Below are 18,892 nucleotides of genomic sequence, written 5' to 3'. Positions count from 1 at the left end.
CAAAGCAGGAATCAAAGGAGGAATGGCGGGTCGCGCGAACACACGGCCACCGGAAACACCGGTGTCGCCGCACGAAAACGGACATGGGGAAAATGCCAGCGCCGCGTATGCGACAGGCGCAGCGCCATGAGCACCGGCAATGCTGCCGCGAGCACGGCAAAAGCCGCGCACTGCAAGCACGCGGCGTGTTCCTGTGCGGGCTGGCTGCCACGCTCTGCACTGGCGGGCTTGGCCGCAGTGTTGAACTCAACCGATGCCCCGGTGCTCCACTCGCCCCAGTGCGACAGCGCATGCCGCAGCGCGCCCTGCTGACCGAACAGCAGCAGCACAGCCAGCAGGCAAGCCAGCCAGCGCACATGCAGGAAGGAGGAGCGGAAGGGACGCACAGTCGGGAGCGTAGATGCTGGCGCGCAATATCACCCCGATATTGCGAACGCCAATGCAACTAAGTTGCGAATTCTGACACCAGCCGCCGGATTCAGCAATCCGTCAGGTGGAGGGCAGAATCCGCAACCCTAGCTTCCGTGTATTACAAACGCGTGTGCGCGAAGCCCGGCATGAGGCCGGTCGGCACGCCCAGGCTCGGCACCGTCACGCGCTTCCAGTTCGGGCGGGTCTTGCGGGTGCCCTCGGCACGCTGTGCGGGGGCGCCGACCTCAGTGGCATCGTGCAGGCCGGCGAGCCAGGCACCGTAGTCGAACCAGCCATCGCGCACGAGCTGCTCGCCCACGCAACGGGCGAAGTGGTCGGCCTTGGGCAGGAAGCAGAGCTCGAAGCCTTCGGTCTCACGGCGGCCGTGCATCCAGCGGTGCGGCACCTGGTGGTTGGCCAATGCCTCGGACAGCCGCGTGCCGTAGCGCTGCTGGCCCTGGCGGCGGGCGCCAATCACGTAGAAGTCATCCAGCAGCCGGCGCAGCCCCAGCGCGGAGCGCGCATGGCGCACCTCGGCATCGACCAGCAGCTCGCGATTCTGTGTGCGGGCCTGCAGTGCCAGCGCAGCGAAATGGTGCGCGCCCCACTCGTTCATGTAGAACAGCTCGCCGCCGGCAAAATCGTAGGCGCGGAACACATTGACCTGATCTGCGTAGCGGAACACGTGGCGCCGGTTGGCGGCAAAGTCGGCATCGGTACTGTGCGGAATGCGGCGGCAATGCTGATGCGCAAACACCAGCATGCTCGGAAACGAATGCACCGAGCACGGCGACTGCGCCAGGCCCGTTACCGCGCGGATGTCGATCTTGCGATGTTCGCGGCGCACGCCCACGAGCTGGCTCAGGTGGTGGTGCAGCGCATCCACCCAGTCGGCGTGCGGCAAATGCTTGGGAAACAACTGGTGCGCCGGCTCGGCGACGCCAGCTTCAAACAGAAACGGCACGCTTTTGTGCCAGATATCGAGTTTCCAGTGCGAGAGCGCGTCGCGCTCGGTGCGATGGTCCGTCACGGATTGCGTGACGTTGAAGGCCCGCGACTGGTGTACCCAGTGCGACGCCGCATGCAGCCAATTGGAAACGTTCATGTCACCCCCCGGAAGACTGAATCGTTTGTTTGCGAATTGCCGACCTCGCTCTGAATGTGTGGCGATTGTTCAGCAATGTAAAAACCAACGACTCAACCGTACCCCACTTTAGAGGGGTGCGCCATGAACATTTTTGAACTTCGTGTTAAGAAAAATACACATGACTCGTAGGGGCTTGTGTCCGCTGAATCACTGAAATGGGAGGTGAAGGGCATGCCATGCGGGATGCAGCGCTAGGCGCAAAGCGCAGCAATAGCCGGCTATTGCGAGCATTTGCAACGACGCGATGCGCCCGCAGGGCATGACAAGCACCGACCCATTTCAGTGATTCAGTGGACTAGGCCCGCGGCATGCTGGAAGACAGCATCCGAGACCGGGAGACCGCGATGCCCACCCGACGAGACCGTTCCGAAACCGATACGACGCAACGCCCACAACCGGCTCACCCCGAGGGCCAGCCGGAACCTGGTCAGCGCAAACCTGCCAGCCCGCTCGTGCCGCGCGACACGCAGCCGAACAAGCCGGAGCAAAAAGAGCCGCCTGTGGAAAACGTGTGAATGCGTCGCTCAGACCAGGCACATGTCGGACACTTCCTCGTCCGACAGGCCCCAGGTGCTGGCGTCTTCCACGGTGACGATGGAATCGTCCGACTTGCCCAGGCTGATGCGCTCGGGGCGCACACGCGTCTTGGTGTTGCCCGAATAGAAGATGACGACGTCGGGCTTGAGCGCCGATGCCTCGTTCTGGTGGACCACCACCCCGAGCCGGTTCGTGCGCAGCTTGACCAGCGTGCCCACCGGGTAGATGCCCACGCTGCGCGTGAAGGCCTGGAACACCGTGCGATCGAATTGTGTGTCGGTGCGGGCCATCATGTATTTCAGCGCCTGCGCCGGCGACCACGCATGGTGATACGGGCTGCTCGACGTAAGCGTGTCATACACATCGCAGATGGCGCCCATCTTGGCCCACAGGCTGATGCCGTCGGCCTTCTGGGCGTCGGGATAGCCGGTGCCGTCAATGCGCTCGTGATGGTGCAGGCAGATCTCGCGCGCAATGTCGCTGAACTGCCCCGTGCCCTGCAGCAGGTGATGGCCGCCGACGGCGTGGGTCTGCAGCAGTGCCAGTTCGTCCTTGGTCAGCGCCGTGCTCTTGTCGAGCAGCGTGCGCGGCATCGCCGATTTACCGATGTCATGCACCAGCCCGCCCAGCCCGCATTCGCGGATCTCGTCTTCAGGCAGGCCCAGCGTGCGCGCGAGCGCCACCATCAGCGCGCAAACGGCGAACGAATGCAGGTAGGTGTAGTCGTCTTTGTTCTTCAGGCGCGCCAGGGCGATCAGGGCATAGGAGTTGCGTGCCAGCGAGTTGGACACATCGTCTACCAGCAGCAGCGCCTTGTCGGTCTCCAGCGCCTTGCCCATGCGGGCTTCGGCAAACATGTGGCCCAGCGTCGCCTTGCCGCTTTGCATGAGCTGCTGGGCGTACTTCCACTCTTCCTTGAGGGAGGTGGGCGTGACCGGCGGCCGGGCGGCCAACGTCTCGCGCGTAAGCGGCTCAGGTTCGGGCGCGGCGGCCGGCGCAGGCATCAGCGCCTTGGGCAGGACGTCCTCGCCGCGCTCCGGGTCGATCCAGATTTCGGAAATGCCGGCCTTCAGGATGTCGTCGATCTGACCCTGGTGCGACAACTGGAACTGCGAACGCCAGAATGGATGCTTCAGCCAGGACCCGCCTAGCTTCATCACAAACATACCGACACGCAATTGGTTCGCATCGATTCGCTTCATACCCGCCTGCCCTCGGCTCAATGTCCGGTTTTGATATGTGGATAGGGATGCGGCGCACCCGCCGACATCGGTGGCTCGCTCTCTTCTCTATGTGGGTGCTCTGGGCCACAAGAGAGTCGGCCGCCCTTGGCTTATCGGCGGACTTGCGCAAAACTTGAGAAAAAAGCGGCTCGGGCGAAGTGGAGTCTGCCCGGCACGGGGAACGTCGGCAATGGTAGCGGTCGAATCAAACAAGTGACGCGTCAAGACCCCCGCCCGTCGGGCTGGCGGTCGGTCACGGGCGACATACACTAGGCACCAAGGATGCGTATCTGCCATGACTCACGATCCCTCAGCCCAACGCAAGCAGTCCGGCCCCGATGATTTCGCGCTCAACCGCGAAGCCATCCGCTGGCTGGCGTCCCTGCCGGATGGCGTCCGCCCCATTGAACTGGGCCGCGACTACCCCCGCATAATCAACACCATCGCCGCCAAGTGGGTCGATTTCATCGGCTGCCGGCGGTACCTCAACAGCCTGCAGATCGATGACCGCGGTGGCCGCCAGGGTTTCCGGTTCGAGATCGTGCAAGAGATCTGCACGCTGCGCGAGTATTTCGACTCGCTGTATCCGCCCGACAAGGACCTCTGGCAAAAGGCCATTGATGCCAAGCGGCCCTAGCCCTAGGCCGGCGTAACCCAGCCACGGCCCGGGCAGTCCCCACCCCGGGCCGTTTGCTTTTCAGGCGATGGCGCGACGAAGGCCACCCCATGTGCGCCACCGCTATGCTGTCGACTCATCCCCCCCGGAGACTCCCGCATGATGTCCCCCCGCACGAACATGATCCGCACACTGGCTGCCGACCTGGCGGCCGGTCGCGTCACCAGCGTCACCCTGACCGAAGCCGCCCTGGACCGCGCAAAGAGCCACCGTGCCGCTGACGGGGCTGCCTATGTCAGCATCGACGCGCAAGCCGCGCTCGCCATGGCCCGTGCCGCAGATGCCGCGCGTGCAGCGGGCAATGTGCCGTCGTTGCTGGCGGGGCTGCCGGTGTCGATCAAGGATCTGTTCGACGTGGCTGGCCAAGTCACGGCAGCCGGCTCGCGTGCACTGGCCGATCAACCGCGCGCCACCGCTGACGCCGTCGCCGTGGCCAGATTGCGTGCCGCCGGCGCGGTGCTGCTCGGCCGCACCAACATGAGCGAGTTCGCGTTTTCGGGCTTGGGCCTCAACCCGCATTACGGCACGCCACGGACGCCAGCCGACGGCACGCGTGCCGCCGGCGGCTCCAGTTCCGGTGCCGCAGTCACCGTGGCGGGCGGCATGGCGGTCGCCGGGCTGGGCACCGACACGGGCGGATCGATCCGCATCCCCTCCGCGTTCTGCGGCCTGACCGGCTTCAAGCCGACCGCACGCCGCGTGCCGATGACGGGCGGCGTACCGCTGTCCACCTCGCTCGACTCCGGCGGTCCGCTCGCCAACTCGGTCGACTGCTGCGCCATCGTCGATGCCATCCTCAGCGGTGAATCTGGCAACCCCGCCCTCGACACCGACGCCGTACCGCTGGCCGGTTTGCGCTTAGGCGTCACGCAGGACTACGTTGGGGCGGACCTCGACGACACTGTCGCTACCGCGCTCAACCGCGCCGTGGAACGACTCCAACGCGCCGGTGCGCACATCGTACGTTTCGACTTCCCCGAACTGCTCCAACTGCCCGAGATCAACAGTGGTGGCGGTCTGGCGGCGGCCGAATCCTACGCGTGGCACCGGCCGCTGCTGGCACGTGCTGAAGCGCAGTACGACCCCCGCGTTGCCACGCGCATCCGCCGTGGTGAACAGATGAGCGCTGCCGCGTACATTGACATGCTCGATGCGCGCGCACGCATGATCGCCGCTGCGCGCAAGCGGCTGGGCAACCTCGATGCTTGGCTGATGCCGACGGTGGCCATCGTGCCGCCGGAAGTCGCACCGCTTGAAGCCGATGATGCGCAGTTCTTCCGCACCAATGCGCTCGTGCTGCGTAACCCCAGCGTGATCAACTTTCTGGATGGATGTGCGTTGACGCTGCCCGTTCACGCGCGGGATGAATTGCCGGTGGGGTTGTCGTTGTGTGGGTTGGCTGGGGATGATGCGCGCATCTTGCGCGTGGGGCGGGCGGTGGAGTTGGCGTTGGGCTGATTGATTGTCGTTTTGATGTTGGTGGTGCATCCCCTGTTTCATCCCCTGCCGGGGCTGACTCACTTTCTTTGGTCTTGCCCAAAGAAAGTAAGCAAAGAAATGCGCGCCCGAGATGGCGAAAGACTCCTTGAATTTCCGTAACCGGGCGGAGACGGGAAAAACTCGCTTCGCTCAAACAGTTTCCCGTCTTTTTTCCGCCCGCTTACAAAAATTCAAGGCGCCATCAAGGGCAGAACGTCAAAAGAGAAAGGCCAACCCATCGTGAGGTTGGCCTTGTCGTTTGGGGATGACGTCTCGACGGTTTGGTTTTTGTCCTTTGACTTTCCCTGCCCTATGCGGCGCCTTGAATTTCTGTTGCAAGGAGGAAAAAGGAAGGGAAACTGTTTGAGCGCAGCGAGTTTTTCCCTTCCCCTCCTTGCGACATAAATTCAAGGGGAAGTCGCCGCATCGGGCGCGCCTTTCTTTGCTTACTTTCTTTGGCAAGACAAAGAAAGTGAGTCGCCCCCGGCAGGGGGTGAAACGGAGATGGACCAACAAGGCCCGCCCCGGCAGGGGATGAAACAAGGGATGGACCACCAACGATCAGAAGCCCCGGTCAAAAGACTACCCAGTCACCTTGTACCCCATCCGAAACCCACCCCAATGCCGTCCCCTCACATAAATCGGCGCCGACACATCCTTCATCATCGCAAATGTGCCGTTCCCCATATCGCGGCGATACGTCTGCAGCAAGAACGCTTCGGTATTGCGCGCGGCGCCCAGCCCCGTGCGATCGGTAAACAACCGCCGGTTACGGCTATTGGCCGCGTTCCAAACCGGATCACTGCCCTGCGGCTGCGAGAACTTCAGGTTATGCGTCGGCAGATAGCCATTGGTGTCCACCGCCGCGCAAAACACCACGCGCGGGTCGAGCTTGAGCAACGGCTCCTGCACCGCAGGCAGTACCTTGTCGGTAAACGCTGTGAACCGCGCTATGTGCTGCGGCGGGTCCGTGTTGGGCACCGGCTGATATGCGCGATCAAACAAATCGCTCTCGCTGATGTCGCCGCGCGCAACCGCTGTCTCGAACAGCGTGCTGATCTTGCGCGCCGCAGACTGCACGGCTTCGATGAACGGCGTATCCGCGCTTTGCACACCAGTCGAGGCCGTCAGCCGGATCAGTGTTTCGGAAGACCCGAGCAAACCCGCTAGCTGTTTCTGCGCGCTGTCGATGTTGTGGCTCGATTGCTTCACACCTTCGGCCATTGCCTCTACCTCGTGCGCCAGGGATGCGCATTCGGTCTCGATGGCGGCAGTGGATTCGGCAATGTTGGTGGCCTCCGCGTCGAAGCGTGCAATGGCCTCGCCCGCCACGCCGATCACCGCGCCAATCGCCTGTGTGCCCGTATCCACACGCTGGGCGCGCGCGACGTTGACGCTGCTGTCGCCGATCAGCTTGTCGGTCTGGCCCGACAGATCGGCCAGCGTGGACTCGATGCGGTGCGTGGCTTCGGCGGTCTGGCCGGCGAGCTGCTTGACCGCGCCCGCCACGACGGCAAAGCTGCGGCCTGATTCGCCCGCGCGGGCGGCCTCAATGGCGGCATTGATAGCCAGCAGATTGGTCTGCTTGGCGATCTGTGAAATCTGCTCGGCGGCCTGCGCCACGTGTACCAGCGCCTCGCGCAGATCGGTGATCTGTCGCTCCATGCTCGCTACGCCAACGGCCAGTTCGCGAATGTCGTGCAGCGAGGCTTCCACCGTGGCACGTGAGCCGCTCACCTCTTCGCTGGCGTGCGAAGCGACTTCCCGCGCGTGGCGCGCAGCCACGGCAATGTCGTGGTTGCCGCGCATGGTGATGTCGGCGGCGCTGCGCAGCTGATCAAACACATCGGCCTGGCGACGCAGGCGCACGGCCACGTCTTCGACGTTGCCCGACACTTCGCAGATGCCCATGCCGACCCGGCCGGCTTCTTCGGCAATGCGCGCGACGAGTTCAGGAGAGGCATTCGGGCCGCGGCCCCAGGCAAATGGCTTCACTGCGTTGGTCTCCAATGCTGTTGTGTGCGCCGACGCTATCCGCGGCGGAGCGACCCTCTACGGGGTTATCGGCGCGACAGAATGCGCGCTTGAGCGACGTTAGCTGCGCTGTCTTACGCAAGCATTACGTCAACACATTACGTCGACAGGGATGCCAAGGCCGAGGCACCACGGCGCAGCCGGGCTTCGTAGGCGGAGGCTGTCATGGGGGCGCCAAACAGGAAGCCCTGCAGCTTGTCGCAGCCGGCGGCCTGCAGAAACTCGGCCTGTTCCAGCGTCTCGACGCCCTCCGCCGTGACGGTCATATCCAGTGACGCGGCCATCGCCACCACCGCGCGCGAGATCACCACCGAATCCCGATGGCGCGGAATGCCCGACACGAACGAGCGATCCACCTTCAGGTTGTCGATCGGAAAGCGTTGCAGATACGACAGCGACGAATACCCCGTACCGAAATCGTCGATCGAGATGCGGATGCCCAGCGCGGTCAGCGCGTCCAGCACCGGCATCACGGCGGCGGTGTCGCGCATCAGCAGCCCTTCGGTGATCTCCATTTCCAGCGCGCGCGCAGGCAACCCGGCGTCGGCCAGACAGCGGCTGATGGTGGGCACCAGGCTCTCGCCAAACTGGCGCGGCGACAGGTTCACGGCCACGAAGAACTCCGGCATGCACGTGGCGCGCCAGTGCGCAGCCTGACGGCACGCCTGCGCCAGCACCCATTCGCCGATGTGGCTGATGAGGCCGGAATCCTCGGCCACAGGGATGAACTCGGCGGGCGACACCTCGCCAAGCTCCGTGCTATGCCAGCGCAGCAACACCTCGGCACCCACCATGTCCATCGACGTAGCATCGACAATGGGCTGGAAGCGCAGCGAAAGCTCCTCGGCCGCCAGCGCACGGCGCAGATGGTATTCGAGCTGGAAGCGCCGTTGCGCACGCTGCGACAGCCGTGCGGTGTAGACGCGGTGCTGGTTGCGTCCGTTCTGCTTGGCGTTGTACATGGCGGCGTCGGCACAGCGCAGCAGCGTGGCGGCATCGCTGCCGTGCTCCGGATACGCCGCAATGCCAATCGAAGCGCCCAGGTAGTACTCGGTACCACCCGTGGAAAACGGCTGCGCAATCGACTGGATGATGCGCTGGGCCAGCCGCTCGGCCTCGCCTAGCGAGCACACGTTATCGAGCAGCACGACAAATTCGTCGCCGCCCAGTCGTGCAAGCGTGTCGCTCTGGCGCACGCAGGCCGACAGGCGCTGCGCGACGATACGCAACAGGTGGTCGCCCGCTTCGTGGCCGGCGGTGTCATTCACCTTCTTGAAGCCGTCCAGATCGAGGAACAACACCGCCAGTTGATGGCCGTCGGCGGCGGCCTGCTCCATCACCGCCTGCATGCGTTGCGAGAAATACGCGCGGTTGTAAAGGCCGGTGAGCGCATCACGCTGCGCGAGGAAGGTCAACTGCTGCTGGGCCGCGCGCGCAGGGCCAATGTCGTTGAACGAGATCAGCACCGCGCTGGGTGCGTCGTCGCCGGGCCGGATGATGGGCAACACGTTCTCGTGCACCCACACCACGTCGCCGTCCACCAGTTCCAGCCCGATGGTCAGGCCGAGCAGCGGGCGGCCGGTCCTCAGCACCACATGCGTGGGCCGTTCGCTGTAGGGGATCTCTGTGCCGTCTTCGCGCAGCGACCGTCGCATCAGCGCCAGATGGCTGGTGCCTACCGGCGATGCATTGCCCGCGCGCAAGATGCGGCGCGCGCTTGGGTTGCACGCCAGGATGGTGCCGTCGGCGGCCTGCACGACGATGCCTTCGGTCAGGTTGTCGACCGCCAGGCGATAGCGCTCTTCGCTCTCTTGCAGTTCGCGCGCGATGTGCGCCTTCTGGATCGCCACACCCACGATGTCGGTAATGCCATGGAGCAGGTCGATGGCATCCGGCGTGGGCGTGCGGGGCGTGTGGTAGTAGACGCCCATCGCGCCGATCATCTGCGCGTTGTCGCCGCGAATGGGCGTGGACCAGCAAGCGCGCAAGCCCAGCGGCGCGACGAGATCACGGTAGCCGTCCCACAGCGGGTCGGTCTCGATGTCTTCAACGATGACGCACTTGTTCAGGAACATGGCCGTACCGCATGAGCCAACGGTCGAGCCGATCGCGATCCCGATCAGTGCCTGCGACAGCAGATACGGCAACGATGGCGCCACGGCCTGCGTGATGTGCTCGCCATCGCTGGAGAGCAGCACCGAGCAGATTGCGCCATCGCCGAGCAGGGCCTCCACCAGCCGGCACACCTCGGCCAGCAGATCGGGCAGCCGCACGTTGCGCGAGCTGAGTTCGAGCACGGTTTTTTCGCAGCGCAGCAATTCCTTGGCACGTGCGGTTTCGGCAGCCAGCGCCCGGTAGTTGGCTTCGGATTCGCGCAACGCCTGTTCGGCCTGCTTGCGCTGGCTGATGTCGCGTGCGACCACCTGAATGGCGGTGCGCCAGCCGAGTTGGACGGGGGCAGACAGCACCTCCACATCCACCGGCGTGCCATCGCAGCGCAGCAGTGTTTGCTCGGTGGGCGGCAGGCCGGCGCCGTGCGCGATCATCCACTCGCGGCGCTCACGGGCAAGCTGCACCGAGCTGTCGTGCACGAAGTCGTCAAGCTCGCGGCCGACGATGTCGCGGGCGCTTTGTGCGCCAAATAGCCGAACGCCTGCCTCGTTGATGAAAACGATGATGTCGTCCGCCACGATGTACAGCGCATCCGGCATCTGCCGGACGAGCGCCTCGTAGCGGTCGTCAGCGAGCGGAAGCGGCTTGATGGTGCCCTCGATCACATGGGTGTCGGAACCATCGGACCGCTCTGCGGAGGTGGCGTCCATAGTTGGCGTGTTTTTATGGATATCGACCACCGTATCCGGAAAGTTAAGGTATTTGGAGGGGCCTCCCCACTTCAGAGTGGGGGAAATGACCGATACCGCATCAGACGGCACGCCCTTTGCGGCACAATGCCGGCACCCCCATCCGTGCGGTAGAACACGGAAACCGTAGGTCGGGTCTCGGATACTTGCCACATGCAATCGTTTTCGTCTTCGGTCGGCCACATTGCCGGCCTTGTCTCGCGCCGTACCTTGCTGGCCGACGGGCTGGCCGAAGCCGCTGTGCAGTTTCGCGAGGGCCGCATCGTTGCGTGTGATGCCCACCCCACGCGCGGCATGCTCGACTGCGGCGACCTGCTGGTGTTGCCCGGCATTGTCGACCTGCACGGCGATGCGTTTGAGCGCGCCGTCATGCCCCGCCCCGGTGTGGCGTTTCCGTACGAAACCGCACTGGCCGATGTGGACGCCCAACTGCTCGCCAGCGGCATCACCACCGAATTCCACGGTGTGACGTACTCATGGGAAGGCGGCCTGCGCGGCCACGCCTATGCCGTACGTATGCTCGACACACTCGATGCCATGCGCCCGCACCTCGGCGCCGAGCACCTGATGCACCTGCGCTTCGAGCTACACCACGCCGACGGGCTGGCCGATGCCCTGGCCTGGATGCGCGCCGGCCGCGTGCACTTTCTCTCGTTCAACGACCATCTGCCGATGATGCGCAACAAGCTCGGCGATGCGCGCAAGGTAGCGCAATACGCCGACCGCGCCGAGTGCGATGTCGATACCTTTCTCGCCCGCCTGCATGCCGCGGCCGTCCATGCCGACAAGCTGGACACAGTAACCAGCACGCTCGCGCAGGCCGCCCGGCAACGCGGCATCCGCATGGCCTCGCACGACGAGCCGGACGTGGCCACACGCAGTGCCTTCCACGCCCACGGTTGCACCGTGACGGAATTCCCGCTGACGGAGGCCGTCGCCCGTGCTGCGCGTGCACATGGCGCGCACACCGTGTTTGGCGCACCCAACGTGGTCCGCGGCGGCAGCCACAACGGCGCCCCCGATGCGGCCGCCATGGTGGCGGCAGGGCTGGGTACGGTACTGGCCTCCGACTACTACTACCCCGCGCTCCTAGCCGCGCCGTTCAAACTGGCCGAACGCGGCATCGCCCCATTGGCGCAAGCGTGGGCGCTGGTGGCAGCCAATCCTGCAGAGGCCGCCGGCTTGGCAGACCGTGGACGCCTCGCAGCAGGCCTACGCGCCGATGCCATCGTGGTGGACGATCGCCGCCCCGGTCTGCCGCGCGTGGTGGCCGCCGTCGTAGGTGGCCGGCTACGTCACGCAACAGCGCATCTGCCCCTCATCAGCTAGGCGCAGGATGGACGCCGCCCTGCAACCCGTACAGCCCGCCGAGCAACCACTGCCCACGGCCTGGCGGTACGCGCTCTACCTGCTGCCGCCGGAACCGTGGTACAGGTTGGGCACCCGCTGGCTCGGCCGCTGCGCGCTGCACAATAAAGCCATCCCACCCGACCAGCGGCAAGACTTGGCCGACGATGCCCAAGTCGACCTGGCCACGCTCGACCGCTGGACCGAGGCGCCCCGCCACTACGGCCTGCACGCCACGTTCAAGCCGCCGTTCCGCTTGGCCGACACGCATACCGTCGATGCACTCGATGCCGCACTGCGCCGGTTTGCAGCGCAGCACACGCCCTTCACCATCGAGCCAGCGTTGCAGACGCTGCGCGGTTTCCTGGCCTGGCGTCTGCGCCACGGCGACCCTGCCCGCGACGCACTGCACGCCTTCGCCGATGCCTGCGTGCGCGAGTTCGACGACTTCCGCGCCCCTGCGGCCGCCACCGAGTTGGCACGCCGCCGCAAGGCCGGCCTCTCGCACATGCAAGAGCACCATCTGCAGCGCTGGGGCTATCCGTACGTGTTCGATACGTTCACGTTTCACATCACGCTCACCGGGCAGCTGAGCCATGAGGAGCAGCTCGCCTGCTACCGCGCGCTCGAAGCCGCCAGCGTGGCGTTACCGCCCACCCTGTCGATCGACCACGTCGCGCTCTTCACGCAAGCAGCGCCCAATGCGCCGTTTACCGTGGCGCGCATCTACCGCTTTGATGGCGGCATCGAATGATGTCGTTTGAAGCGATGTGTCGCCCGCGCGCTCAGCGCTTCAGGTCGACCACGTCGATGACTTCCGTCTGACCGTGCTGCTCGACCTCCTGACGCATCACCACGGCAGCTTCGGGGCAGAACCAGTCGGTAATGTGGGCCACGGTCGGCGCGGGTTCGAGCGATTCATTGCCCAGCCGCAGCACACCCAGCGTCGCCGTGCGGGTGTAGCGGATCGGTCGGCATTGCAGGACGCCCACCACCGTGTTCATCGGCTGCGGTGGACCTACCTCGCGCTCAGACACCTCCACCTTGGCGTGCTCAGCATGCATGCGGCCCACCGAAATCCCCAGGCGGGGCGATACCACGTCAAAGTCGAAGCTCGATTCATAGGTGTCGCCGGGCAGCATCTCGGCCTCGGGCGCCAGGCCCGCTCCATAGAGGAACATGCCCGAGATGGCGGTGCTGACCGTGCCGACCAGATCGGCATGCTCGCTTTGCGCAAACACACGGCCGTTGATGCTGACGATGCGCGTGACCACGCCCGCTTCATCCACCAGCAGCTGGTGCTCCTGCACCGTCTCAATCGGTCGGCCACCGAGCGCCACCAAGCCCGATTTGGCGTAGATATGCAGGCCGATCTCGCAGCCGTCCTGGATGTCGCGGTTGACGTCGTGCAGCGTGAACTCGACGATCATCGGCGTCTTGCCGTTGCCGTCCAACCGCACGCGGCTGCCGTCATGGACCCACGGTGCCGTGCACAGCCCCGCCGCATACGCGGGCGAGGCCGGCGCCAGAACAGCGATGGCGGCGATCGCGGCAGCGACAGCGCTCCACAAAGAAAAACGCCGATGCATCGGGCGATGCATCAGCGTCTTCATGAACCGGAATGCCACGGGCTTACTGCTTGGGCGCGTCCTTCTTGTTGGCGCCTTCGCTGTACGGGTCGAACTTCCCGCCTGCCTTGGCACCCTGGCTGTACGGATCAAACTTGTCGCCGGCCTTGGCGCCTTGGGTGTACGTGTCGTATTTGCCCTTTTCGACATTCGCCGGCTGGGCACCCGGGTTGAGTGCGCTGGCGGTGCTGTCGTCCTTGTTGGCGCCCTGCGAATACGGGTCGAATTTATCGCCGGCCTTGGCCCCTTGGGTGTACGGGTCAAACTTGTCACCGGCCTTGGCGCCTTGCGTGTAGGGGTCGAACTTCTTCTGGTCCGTCTGTGCGTGGGCCATGCCACCGATGGCGGCCAAGACAGCCACCGCTGCCACGAGGTTAAGACGTTTGTACGGCATCTGAAGCTCCTTTCCTATGGGTCGTTTGGGCTGATAGCACAGCCTCGTTTTGAACGTATCCCGATGCCGCCATCACGGTTTGGACATGACCGCAGCGCCGGAAAACCCCCTCTCCTCGCCGTAAGCTATGGCATGCGCAGGCGAAAGTCAACGCACAGGAGTTGCCCGTTTTTTAGGCAGATTGACAAAGATCAGCGGGGTATGTCGGGGTGCTTCGGACGAATCGCGCCGGGCCCCATGATGGCGATCAATGCCATCGTCAACGCCACAACCGACAGGCCCCAGCGCAAGTCCGACCGGTGCGCGATCAGCCCGATGATGACGGGGCCGATCAGCAACCCCACATACGCAAACCGCGCCACCGCCGCAATGCCTTCCGCTGCAGGCACCCCAGGCAAGCGCGATGCGGTGATGAAGAAGATCGGCACCATGTTCGCCGCGCCCACGCCCATCAGCGCAAAGCCCGCCAGCACGGCAGCCGGATCAGGCCACAGCAATGCCAGCAGGATGCCGCCCGTGGCCAGCACACCGCTGGTGCCGAGCACGCGCATGTTGCCCCAACGCCCGCGCGCGAAATCCCCGCCGAAGCGGGCCAGCGCCATGCCGCCCGAAAACGCCGCATAACCGGCACTGGCAATGGCCTCCGGCGATTGTGCAATCTCGCGCATGTACACCGTCGTCCAGTCGTACATCGCCCCTTCGCCAACCAGGCCCAGGAATGCCAGCACGCCGAGCACGAACAGCGTGCGACCCGTGGTCGGGTGCGCAGGCTCCCCTTCGGCATGCACATGGTCCGGCAACATGAACGGACCGGCGCACAGCGCAGTCGCCATGACCACGAGCGCCATGGCGCCGCAGTGCACCGCAGGTGGCACGCCGAGCTCCAGCAGCACGCCGCCCATTGCGGCACCCGCCATGCCACCCAGGCTGAACATGCCGTGCAGCGACGAAATGATGGGCTTGTGATGATTGGCTTCCACCGTGGCGGCCTGCGCATTCATGGCCACGTCAAAACCCGCGTTAGTGATGCCGAACAGCAGCAGCACCGCCAGCAGCGTCGGGTAAGTGGGCATCAGCATCAGCAGCGCGGTCATCACGCCGAATGCCACGCCGCCCTGCACGCTGGCGCGTCGCGTGCCGATGCGCGCCACCCATTTGCCGGCGAATTTCATGGCAAGGATGGCCCCCGTGGCCACCATGAACATCGCCAGCGACAACGACGCCTCGGACAACCCGAAGCGCGCCTTCACCGTAGGGATGTGGATGCCCCAGGTCGCAAACGTTGCACCGTTGACAAAAAAAAGCGCCATCGTCGCTGCACGCGCCGATAGAGGAAGCCGGCGGGGTTGCAGCGCGCCGGCGGACTGAACGAATTCGGAAGACATGAAGGACCGCGGAGAAAAGCGATGCGGCGCAAATCGGTTGCGCCGCAAAGGCACCATGCTACCGCGCCACGCTGAAGAACGTATGACGGCCACCCAAGCACCACATGGCGCGGCAAGCAGCGCCATGCAGCGCCGCCCGCACATGCGGTAGGTATGCCGCTTGCGTCACCAGTCAGCACCATGGCATCCAACGCATCGGGAGACCCGTCATGCCCCGCGTGATCTGGAAAGGCGCCGTCAGCTTCGGCCTCGTCCACATTCCCGTCGCGCTGTATCCGGCCACCCGCAGCGACGACCTCGACTTCGACTGGCTCGACCGCCGCACCATGGACCGCGTCGGCTACAAGCGCATCAACAAGGCCACCGGCAAGGAAGTGCCACGCGAGCAGATCGTGCGCGGGTACGCCTACGAAAAAGACCGCTACGTCATCCTGACCGACGACGACATCCGCGCCGCCAACCCGGTCTCCACGCAGACGGTGGACTTGCTGGCCTTCGTGAACGCGGCCGACATTCCGTTTCTGTATCTCGATACGCCGTACTTCCTCGCCCCCGACCGGCGCGGCGAGAAGGTGTACGCGCTGCTGCGCGAGGCGCTGGTACGCACACAGAAGATCGGCGTGGCCAATGTCGTGCTGCACACCAAGCAGCATCTGGCGGCGCTGATCCCGATGGGGCCGGTGCTGGTACTGCACACGCTGCGGTGGTCCAATGAAGTGCGCGATTGGTCCGAGCTCGACATACCGGCCGAGGGCGCCAAGGCCGCCAAGCTCACCGCCAAGGAAATCGACATGGCCGAAAAGTTGATCGATGACATGGCCGACACGTGGGACCCAACCGCGTACCACGACACCTTCCGCGACGACATCCTCGCGCTGGTCGACCGCAAGGTACGCGAGGGCCGCACTGAGTCCGTCGAACCGGTGGAAGGCGAGCGCGCGGCACCCCGCGCCGATAACGTGATCGACCTGACCGATCTGCTGCGCCAGAGCCTGGCACGACGCGGCAAGGGCAAAGGCGCATCCGATGACGAGGCCCAGGAAGAGGCTGCCCCGCGCAAGCGCGCACCTCGCAAGACGGCCACCAAGACCACGCGCAAAACCGCTGCCCGTAAGCGTGCATAACGCAGGAGGCCGACGCCATGCCACGCCACCTTGCCGACTACCGCCGCAAGCGCGATTTCACGCAGACCCAGGAGCCGGCCGGCGCACGCCGCAAGGCCGACGAACGCCGTAAAAACAGCGATAACGGCGCCCTGCACTTCGTCATCCAGAAACACGACGCCACGCGGCTGCACTACGACTTCCGGCTCGAACTCGACGGCACGCTCAAGAGCTGGGCGATCCCCAAGGGCCCGAGCCTGGACCCGCACGACAAGCGCCTCGCCGTGCATGTGGAAGACCACCCGCTCGACTACGCGGACTTTGAAGGCCACATCCCCGAAGGCCAATATGGCGGCGGCGACGTGATCGTCTGGGACCGGGGCACGTGGCACCCGCATGGTGACCCGCGCAAGGCGTATCGCGAAGGCAAGCTCAAATTCGATCTCGACGGGGAGAAGCTGCATGGCGCGTGGGCGCTGGTGCGCACGCATTTGCGCGCCAGCGGCAGGCAACCCAAAGAGCAGTGGTTACTCATCAAAGAGCGGGATGTACAGGTGCGTGCCGCGTCGGATTACGACATCACGCGGGCACTGCCCGGCAGCGTCATCAGCGGCAAGCATGTCGGCGAGGATGCTAGCGAGGATGCCCAAGACGCTCCGTCCGCAAGCGTGCAACCGCCAGCCGGTGCTGTGCCGGCTGCGCTGCCCCCTACGTTGGAACCGCAACTGGCGACGCTGGTGGACACCGCGCCCGCCCACGGCGAGTGGGACTACGAAGTCAAGTTCGACGGCTACCGCATCCTCGCGCGCATCGACGGCCACACCATCCGCCTGTTCAGCCGCAACGGCCGCGACTGGACGGCCAAGCTGCCGCGCCAGGCGCGCACACTGCATGCGCTGGGTCTGCGTGAAGCGTGGCTCGATGGCGAGGTCGTCGTGATGGGCGAGCGCGGGGTGCCCGACTTTCAGGCGCTGCAAAACGCGTTTGAAACCGCGCATGCCGAACACATCGTCTACTACCTCTTCGACGTGCCGTTCTGCAATGGCATGGACCTGCGCAACGTGCCGCTGCGCGAGCGGCGCGCACTGCTACAGCGCATTCTGGAGGCGGCGCCCGGCGACCTGGACCGTGATGCCGTGCTGTTCTCGGGCACCTTCCACGCGGCGCCGGAAGACCTGCTCGCTTCGGCCTGCAGCATGTCGCTCGAAGGCGTGATCGGCAAACGCGCCGATGCCCCCTACCGCGCCGGCCGCAGCCCCGCGTGGATCAAGCTCAAGTGCGGCCAGCGGCAGGAATTCGTGATCGGCGGGTACAGCGCGCCCAAGGGCAGCCGCAGCGGCTTTGGCGCGCTGCTGCTCGGCGTATATGACGATGCCGGCGCGCTGCGCTATGCGGGCCGCGTCGGTAGCGGCTTCAACGAGACCAGCCTGAACGCGCTGCACCACGAGCTCAGCGGCTTGACGATCGACGCGCCGCCCTTTGCCAACCCACCCACCGGCGCCGATGCGCGCGACGTGCAATGGGTCAAACCCGAGCGCGTGGCTGAAATCGCCTTTGCGGAGTGGACGCGCGAGGGCATCGTCCGTCAGGCGGTGTTCCAGGGCTTGCGCGATGACAAACCCGCGCGCAGCATCGTGCGCGAGACTGCCAAGCCACCGAGTGCCGCCAGCAAGGACAACCGCAAGGAGAGCCGTGCCGTGAGTGCTGCCGAACGCAAAGTCCGACCGGGTGCGGAGCGCATCGCCGGGGTGGACGTCACGCATCCGGATCGCGTCATCGAAAAGGCCAGTGGCACCACCAAGGCCGATCTCGCACGCTATTACGCAAGCGTGGCCGACTGGCTGCTGCCGCATCTGCGGAACCGGCCAACCTCGCTGGTGCGCGCGCCGGACGGCATTGAAGGCGAGCGTTTTTTCCAGAAGCATTCGGCTGCCCTCAAGCTGCAGGGCATCACGCAACTCGATCCGTCGCTAGACCCGGGCCACCCCTCGCTGCTGGCGATCAACTCGGCCGAAGCGCTGGTCGGCGCCGTGCAAATGGGCACGGTGGAATTCCACACATGGAATGCGTTGGCCGACCGCATCGAGCAGCCTGACCGCATCGTCTTCGACATCGACCCGGACCCGGCGCTGCCCTTCGCACGCGTGATTGAAGCCACGCAGCTCATGCTGGCGATGCTCGATGAACTGGGCTTGAAGGCGTTCCTGAAGACCAGCGGCGGTCATGGGCTACACGTGGTGGTGCCGCTCACGCGGCGGGAGTCTGCCGGTTGGGACCTGCTCAAAGGCTTTGCCCACGCCGTAGTGCAGCACATGGCGGCCACCTTCCCCGACCGCTTTGTCGCCAAGATGGGCCCGCAGAACCGCGTGGGCAAAATCTTCATCGACTATCTGCGCAACAACCGCGGCGCCAGCACGGTGGCGGCGTATTCGGTGCGCGCGCGGACGGGGCTGCCGGTGTCCGTGCCCATCCGCCATGACGAACTCGAAGGGTTGCAATCGTCCGCCCAATGGACGCTGCGCACGCTGCCGGATCGGCTCGCCAAGCTCAAAGACGATCCGTGGGCGGATTACGCGGCCACACGCCAATCCGTGACCGCCGAGATGCGCAAACGCGTCGGCGCCGATGGCTAACGCGTCACCCGCGGACGATTCACTCAGAGTTGGG

The 18,892-nt window shown here is 65.1% G+C and carries 15 protein-coding genes; 7 read left to right on the top strand and 8 right to left on the bottom strand.

The window, feature by feature from the left end:
• Positions 1 to 11: 11 nt before the first annotated feature.
• Both ACS7SF_RS13410 and ACS7SF_RS13405 read right to left on the bottom strand, forming a co-directional pair.
• The gene (locus tag ACS7SF_RS13410) at positions 12 to 386 is read right to left on the bottom strand and encodes a hypothetical protein (RefSeq protein ID WP_439890243.1); all 375 of its coding nucleotides are present in this window, start codon (positions 384 to 386) and stop codon (positions 12 to 14) included.
• Between the two features lie 143 nt (positions 387 to 529).
• The gene (locus ACS7SF_RS13405) at positions 530 to 1,516 is read right to left on the bottom strand and encodes a DUF6685 family protein (protein WP_439890242.1); all 987 of its coding nucleotides are present in this window, start codon (positions 1,514 to 1,516) and stop codon (positions 530 to 532) included.
• Positions 1,517 to 1,902: 386 nt separating this feature from the next.
• Between ACS7SF_RS13405 and ACS7SF_RS13400 the strand changes: the two genes are divergently transcribed.
• Positions 1,903 to 2,073 (top strand): hypothetical protein, encoded by a 171-nt coding sequence (locus tag ACS7SF_RS13400; protein ID WP_439890241.1) that lies wholly within the window; start codon positions 1,903 to 1,905, stop codon positions 2,071 to 2,073.
• Between the two features lie 9 nt (positions 2,074 to 2,082).
• On the opposite strand, the gene ACS7SF_RS13395 is transcribed toward ACS7SF_RS13400, so the two are convergent.
• Positions 2,083 to 3,297, bottom strand: a complete 1,215-nt coding sequence (locus ACS7SF_RS13395) for an HD-GYP domain-containing protein (RefSeq protein ID WP_439890240.1) — start codon at positions 3,295 to 3,297, stop codon at positions 2,083 to 2,085.
• Positions 3,298 to 3,613: 316 nt separating this feature from the next.
• Between ACS7SF_RS13395 and ACS7SF_RS13390 the strand changes: the two genes are divergently transcribed.
• Together ACS7SF_RS13390 and ACS7SF_RS13385 are read left to right on the top strand one after the other, a co-directional pair.
• Positions 3,614 to 3,955: a hypothetical protein gene (locus tag ACS7SF_RS13390; protein ID WP_439890239.1), complete on the top strand. Its 342-nt coding sequence runs from the start codon at positions 3,614 to 3,616 to the stop codon at positions 3,953 to 3,955.
• Positions 3,956 to 4,093: 138 nt separating this feature from the next.
• Positions 4,094 to 5,452, top strand: a complete 1,359-nt coding sequence (locus ACS7SF_RS13385; protein ID WP_439890238.1) for an amidase — start codon at positions 4,094 to 4,096, stop codon at positions 5,450 to 5,452.
• A 603-nt stretch (positions 5,453 to 6,055) separates the two neighbouring features.
• Here ACS7SF_RS13385 and ACS7SF_RS13380 read toward each other — a convergent pair.
• Both ACS7SF_RS13380 and ACS7SF_RS13375 read right to left on the bottom strand, forming a co-directional pair.
• The gene (locus tag ACS7SF_RS13380; protein WP_439890237.1) at positions 6,056 to 7,468 is read right to left on the bottom strand and encodes a methyl-accepting chemotaxis protein; all 1,413 of its coding nucleotides are present in this window, start codon (positions 7,466 to 7,468) and stop codon (positions 6,056 to 6,058) included.
• Positions 7,469 to 7,605: 137 nt separating this feature from the next.
• Positions 7,606 to 10,329: a bifunctional diguanylate cyclase/phosphodiesterase gene (locus ACS7SF_RS13375; protein ID WP_439890236.1), complete on the bottom strand. Its 2,724-nt coding sequence runs from the start codon at positions 10,327 to 10,329 to the stop codon at positions 7,606 to 7,608.
• A gap of 192 nt (positions 10,330 to 10,521) precedes the next feature.
• On the opposite strand from ACS7SF_RS13375, the gene ACS7SF_RS13370 reads away from it, so the two are divergent.
• Both ACS7SF_RS13370 and ACS7SF_RS13365 read left to right on the top strand, forming a co-directional pair.
• The gene (locus ACS7SF_RS13370) at positions 10,522 to 11,697 is read left to right on the top strand and encodes an alpha-D-ribose 1-methylphosphonate 5-triphosphate diphosphatase (RefSeq protein ID WP_439890235.1); all 1,176 of its coding nucleotides are present in this window, start codon (positions 10,522 to 10,524) and stop codon (positions 11,695 to 11,697) included.
• Positions 11,698 to 11,704: 7 nt separating this feature from the next.
• Entirely contained in the window at positions 11,705 to 12,469 is a 765-nt protein-coding gene (locus ACS7SF_RS13365; protein WP_439890234.1) for a DUF1045 domain-containing protein, read from the top strand.
• 31 nt (positions 12,470 to 12,500) lie between these two features.
• Here the strand turns inward: ACS7SF_RS13365 and ACS7SF_RS13360 are convergent, their stop codons facing one another.
• From ACS7SF_RS13360 to ACS7SF_RS13350, 3 genes are all read right to left on the bottom strand, one after another.
• Positions 12,501 to 13,328 carry a hypothetical protein gene (locus tag ACS7SF_RS13360; RefSeq protein WP_439890233.1) on the bottom strand — a complete coding sequence of 276 codons (828 nt, stop codon included), beginning with the start codon at positions 13,326 to 13,328 and terminating at the stop codon, positions 12,501 to 12,503.
• Positions 13,329 to 13,347: 19 nt separating this feature from the next.
• Complete coding sequence (locus ACS7SF_RS13355; RefSeq protein WP_439890232.1) at positions 13,348 to 13,737, bottom strand: hypothetical protein; 390 nt, start codon at positions 13,735 to 13,737, stop codon at positions 13,348 to 13,350.
• Between the two features lie 191 nt (positions 13,738 to 13,928).
• Entirely contained in the window at positions 13,929 to 15,122 is a 1,194-nt protein-coding gene (locus tag ACS7SF_RS13350; protein WP_439890231.1) for an MFS transporter, read from the bottom strand.
• Positions 15,123 to 15,331: 209 nt separating this feature from the next.
• Here ACS7SF_RS13350 and ACS7SF_RS13345 point away from each other — a divergent pair, with 209 nt between their 5' ends.
• On the top strand, positions 15,332 to 16,246 hold the full coding sequence (locus tag ACS7SF_RS13345) for a Ku protein (protein ID WP_439890230.1): 915 nt from the start codon (positions 15,332 to 15,334) through the stop codon (positions 16,244 to 16,246).
• Between the two features lie 17 nt (positions 16,247 to 16,263).
• On the top strand, positions 16,264 to 18,858 hold the full coding sequence (gene ligD / locus ACS7SF_RS13340; RefSeq protein WP_439890229.1) for a DNA ligase D: 2,595 nt from the start codon (positions 16,264 to 16,266) through the stop codon (positions 18,856 to 18,858).
• Positions 18,859 to 18,892: the final 34 nt, after the last annotated feature.

It is taken from the genome of Ralstonia sp. 25C, from assembly GCF_051904805.1.
GTDB lineage: Bacteria > Pseudomonadota > Gammaproteobacteria > Burkholderiales > Burkholderiaceae > Ralstonia.
The sequence above is the reverse complement of the archived record's forward strand: the minus strand, read 5'-3'. Positions and strand labels throughout refer to the sequence as shown.

Excerpts from the sequence above, each read along its gene's own strand:
- ACS7SF_RS13405 (WP_439890242.1), bottom strand. The coding sequence starts at position 1,516 with ATGAACGTTTCCAATTGGCTGCATGCGGCGTCGCACTGGGTACACCAG.
- ACS7SF_RS13400 (WP_439890241.1), top strand. The coding sequence starts at position 1,903 with ATGCCCACCCGACGAGACCGTTCCGAAACCGATACGACGCAACGCCCA.
- ACS7SF_RS13395 (WP_439890240.1), bottom strand. The coding sequence starts at position 3,297 with ATGAAGCGAATCGATGCGAACCAATTGCGTGTCGGTATGTTTGTGATG.
- ACS7SF_RS13390 (WP_439890239.1), top strand. The coding sequence starts at position 3,614 with ATGACTCACGATCCCTCAGCCCAACGCAAGCAGTCCGGCCCCGATGAT.
- ACS7SF_RS13385 (WP_439890238.1), top strand. The coding sequence starts at position 4,094 with ATGATGTCCCCCCGCACGAACATGATCCGCACACTGGCTGCCGACCTG.
- ACS7SF_RS13375 (WP_439890236.1), bottom strand. The coding sequence starts at position 10,329 with ATGGACGCCACCTCCGCAGAGCGGTCCGATGGTTCCGACACCCATGTG.
- ACS7SF_RS13370 (WP_439890235.1), top strand. The coding sequence starts at position 10,522 with ATGCAATCGTTTTCGTCTTCGGTCGGCCACATTGCCGGCCTTGTCTCG.
- ACS7SF_RS13365 (WP_439890234.1), top strand. The coding sequence starts at position 11,705 with ATGGACGCCGCCCTGCAACCCGTACAGCCCGCCGAGCAACCACTGCCC.
- ACS7SF_RS13360 (WP_439890233.1), bottom strand. The coding sequence starts at position 13,328 with ATGAAGACGCTGATGCATCGCCCGATGCATCGGCGTTTTTCTTTGTGG.
- ACS7SF_RS13355 (WP_439890232.1), bottom strand. The coding sequence starts at position 13,737 with ATGCCGTACAAACGTCTTAACCTCGTGGCAGCGGTGGCTGTCTTGGCC.
- ACS7SF_RS13350 (WP_439890231.1), bottom strand. The coding sequence starts at position 15,122 with ATGTCTTCCGAATTCGTTCAGTCCGCCGGCGCGCTGCAACCCCGCCGG.
- ACS7SF_RS13345 (WP_439890230.1), top strand. The coding sequence starts at position 15,332 with ATGCCCCGCGTGATCTGGAAAGGCGCCGTCAGCTTCGGCCTCGTCCAC.
- ligD (WP_439890229.1), top strand. The coding sequence starts at position 16,264 with ATGCCACGCCACCTTGCCGACTACCGCCGCAAGCGCGATTTCACGCAG.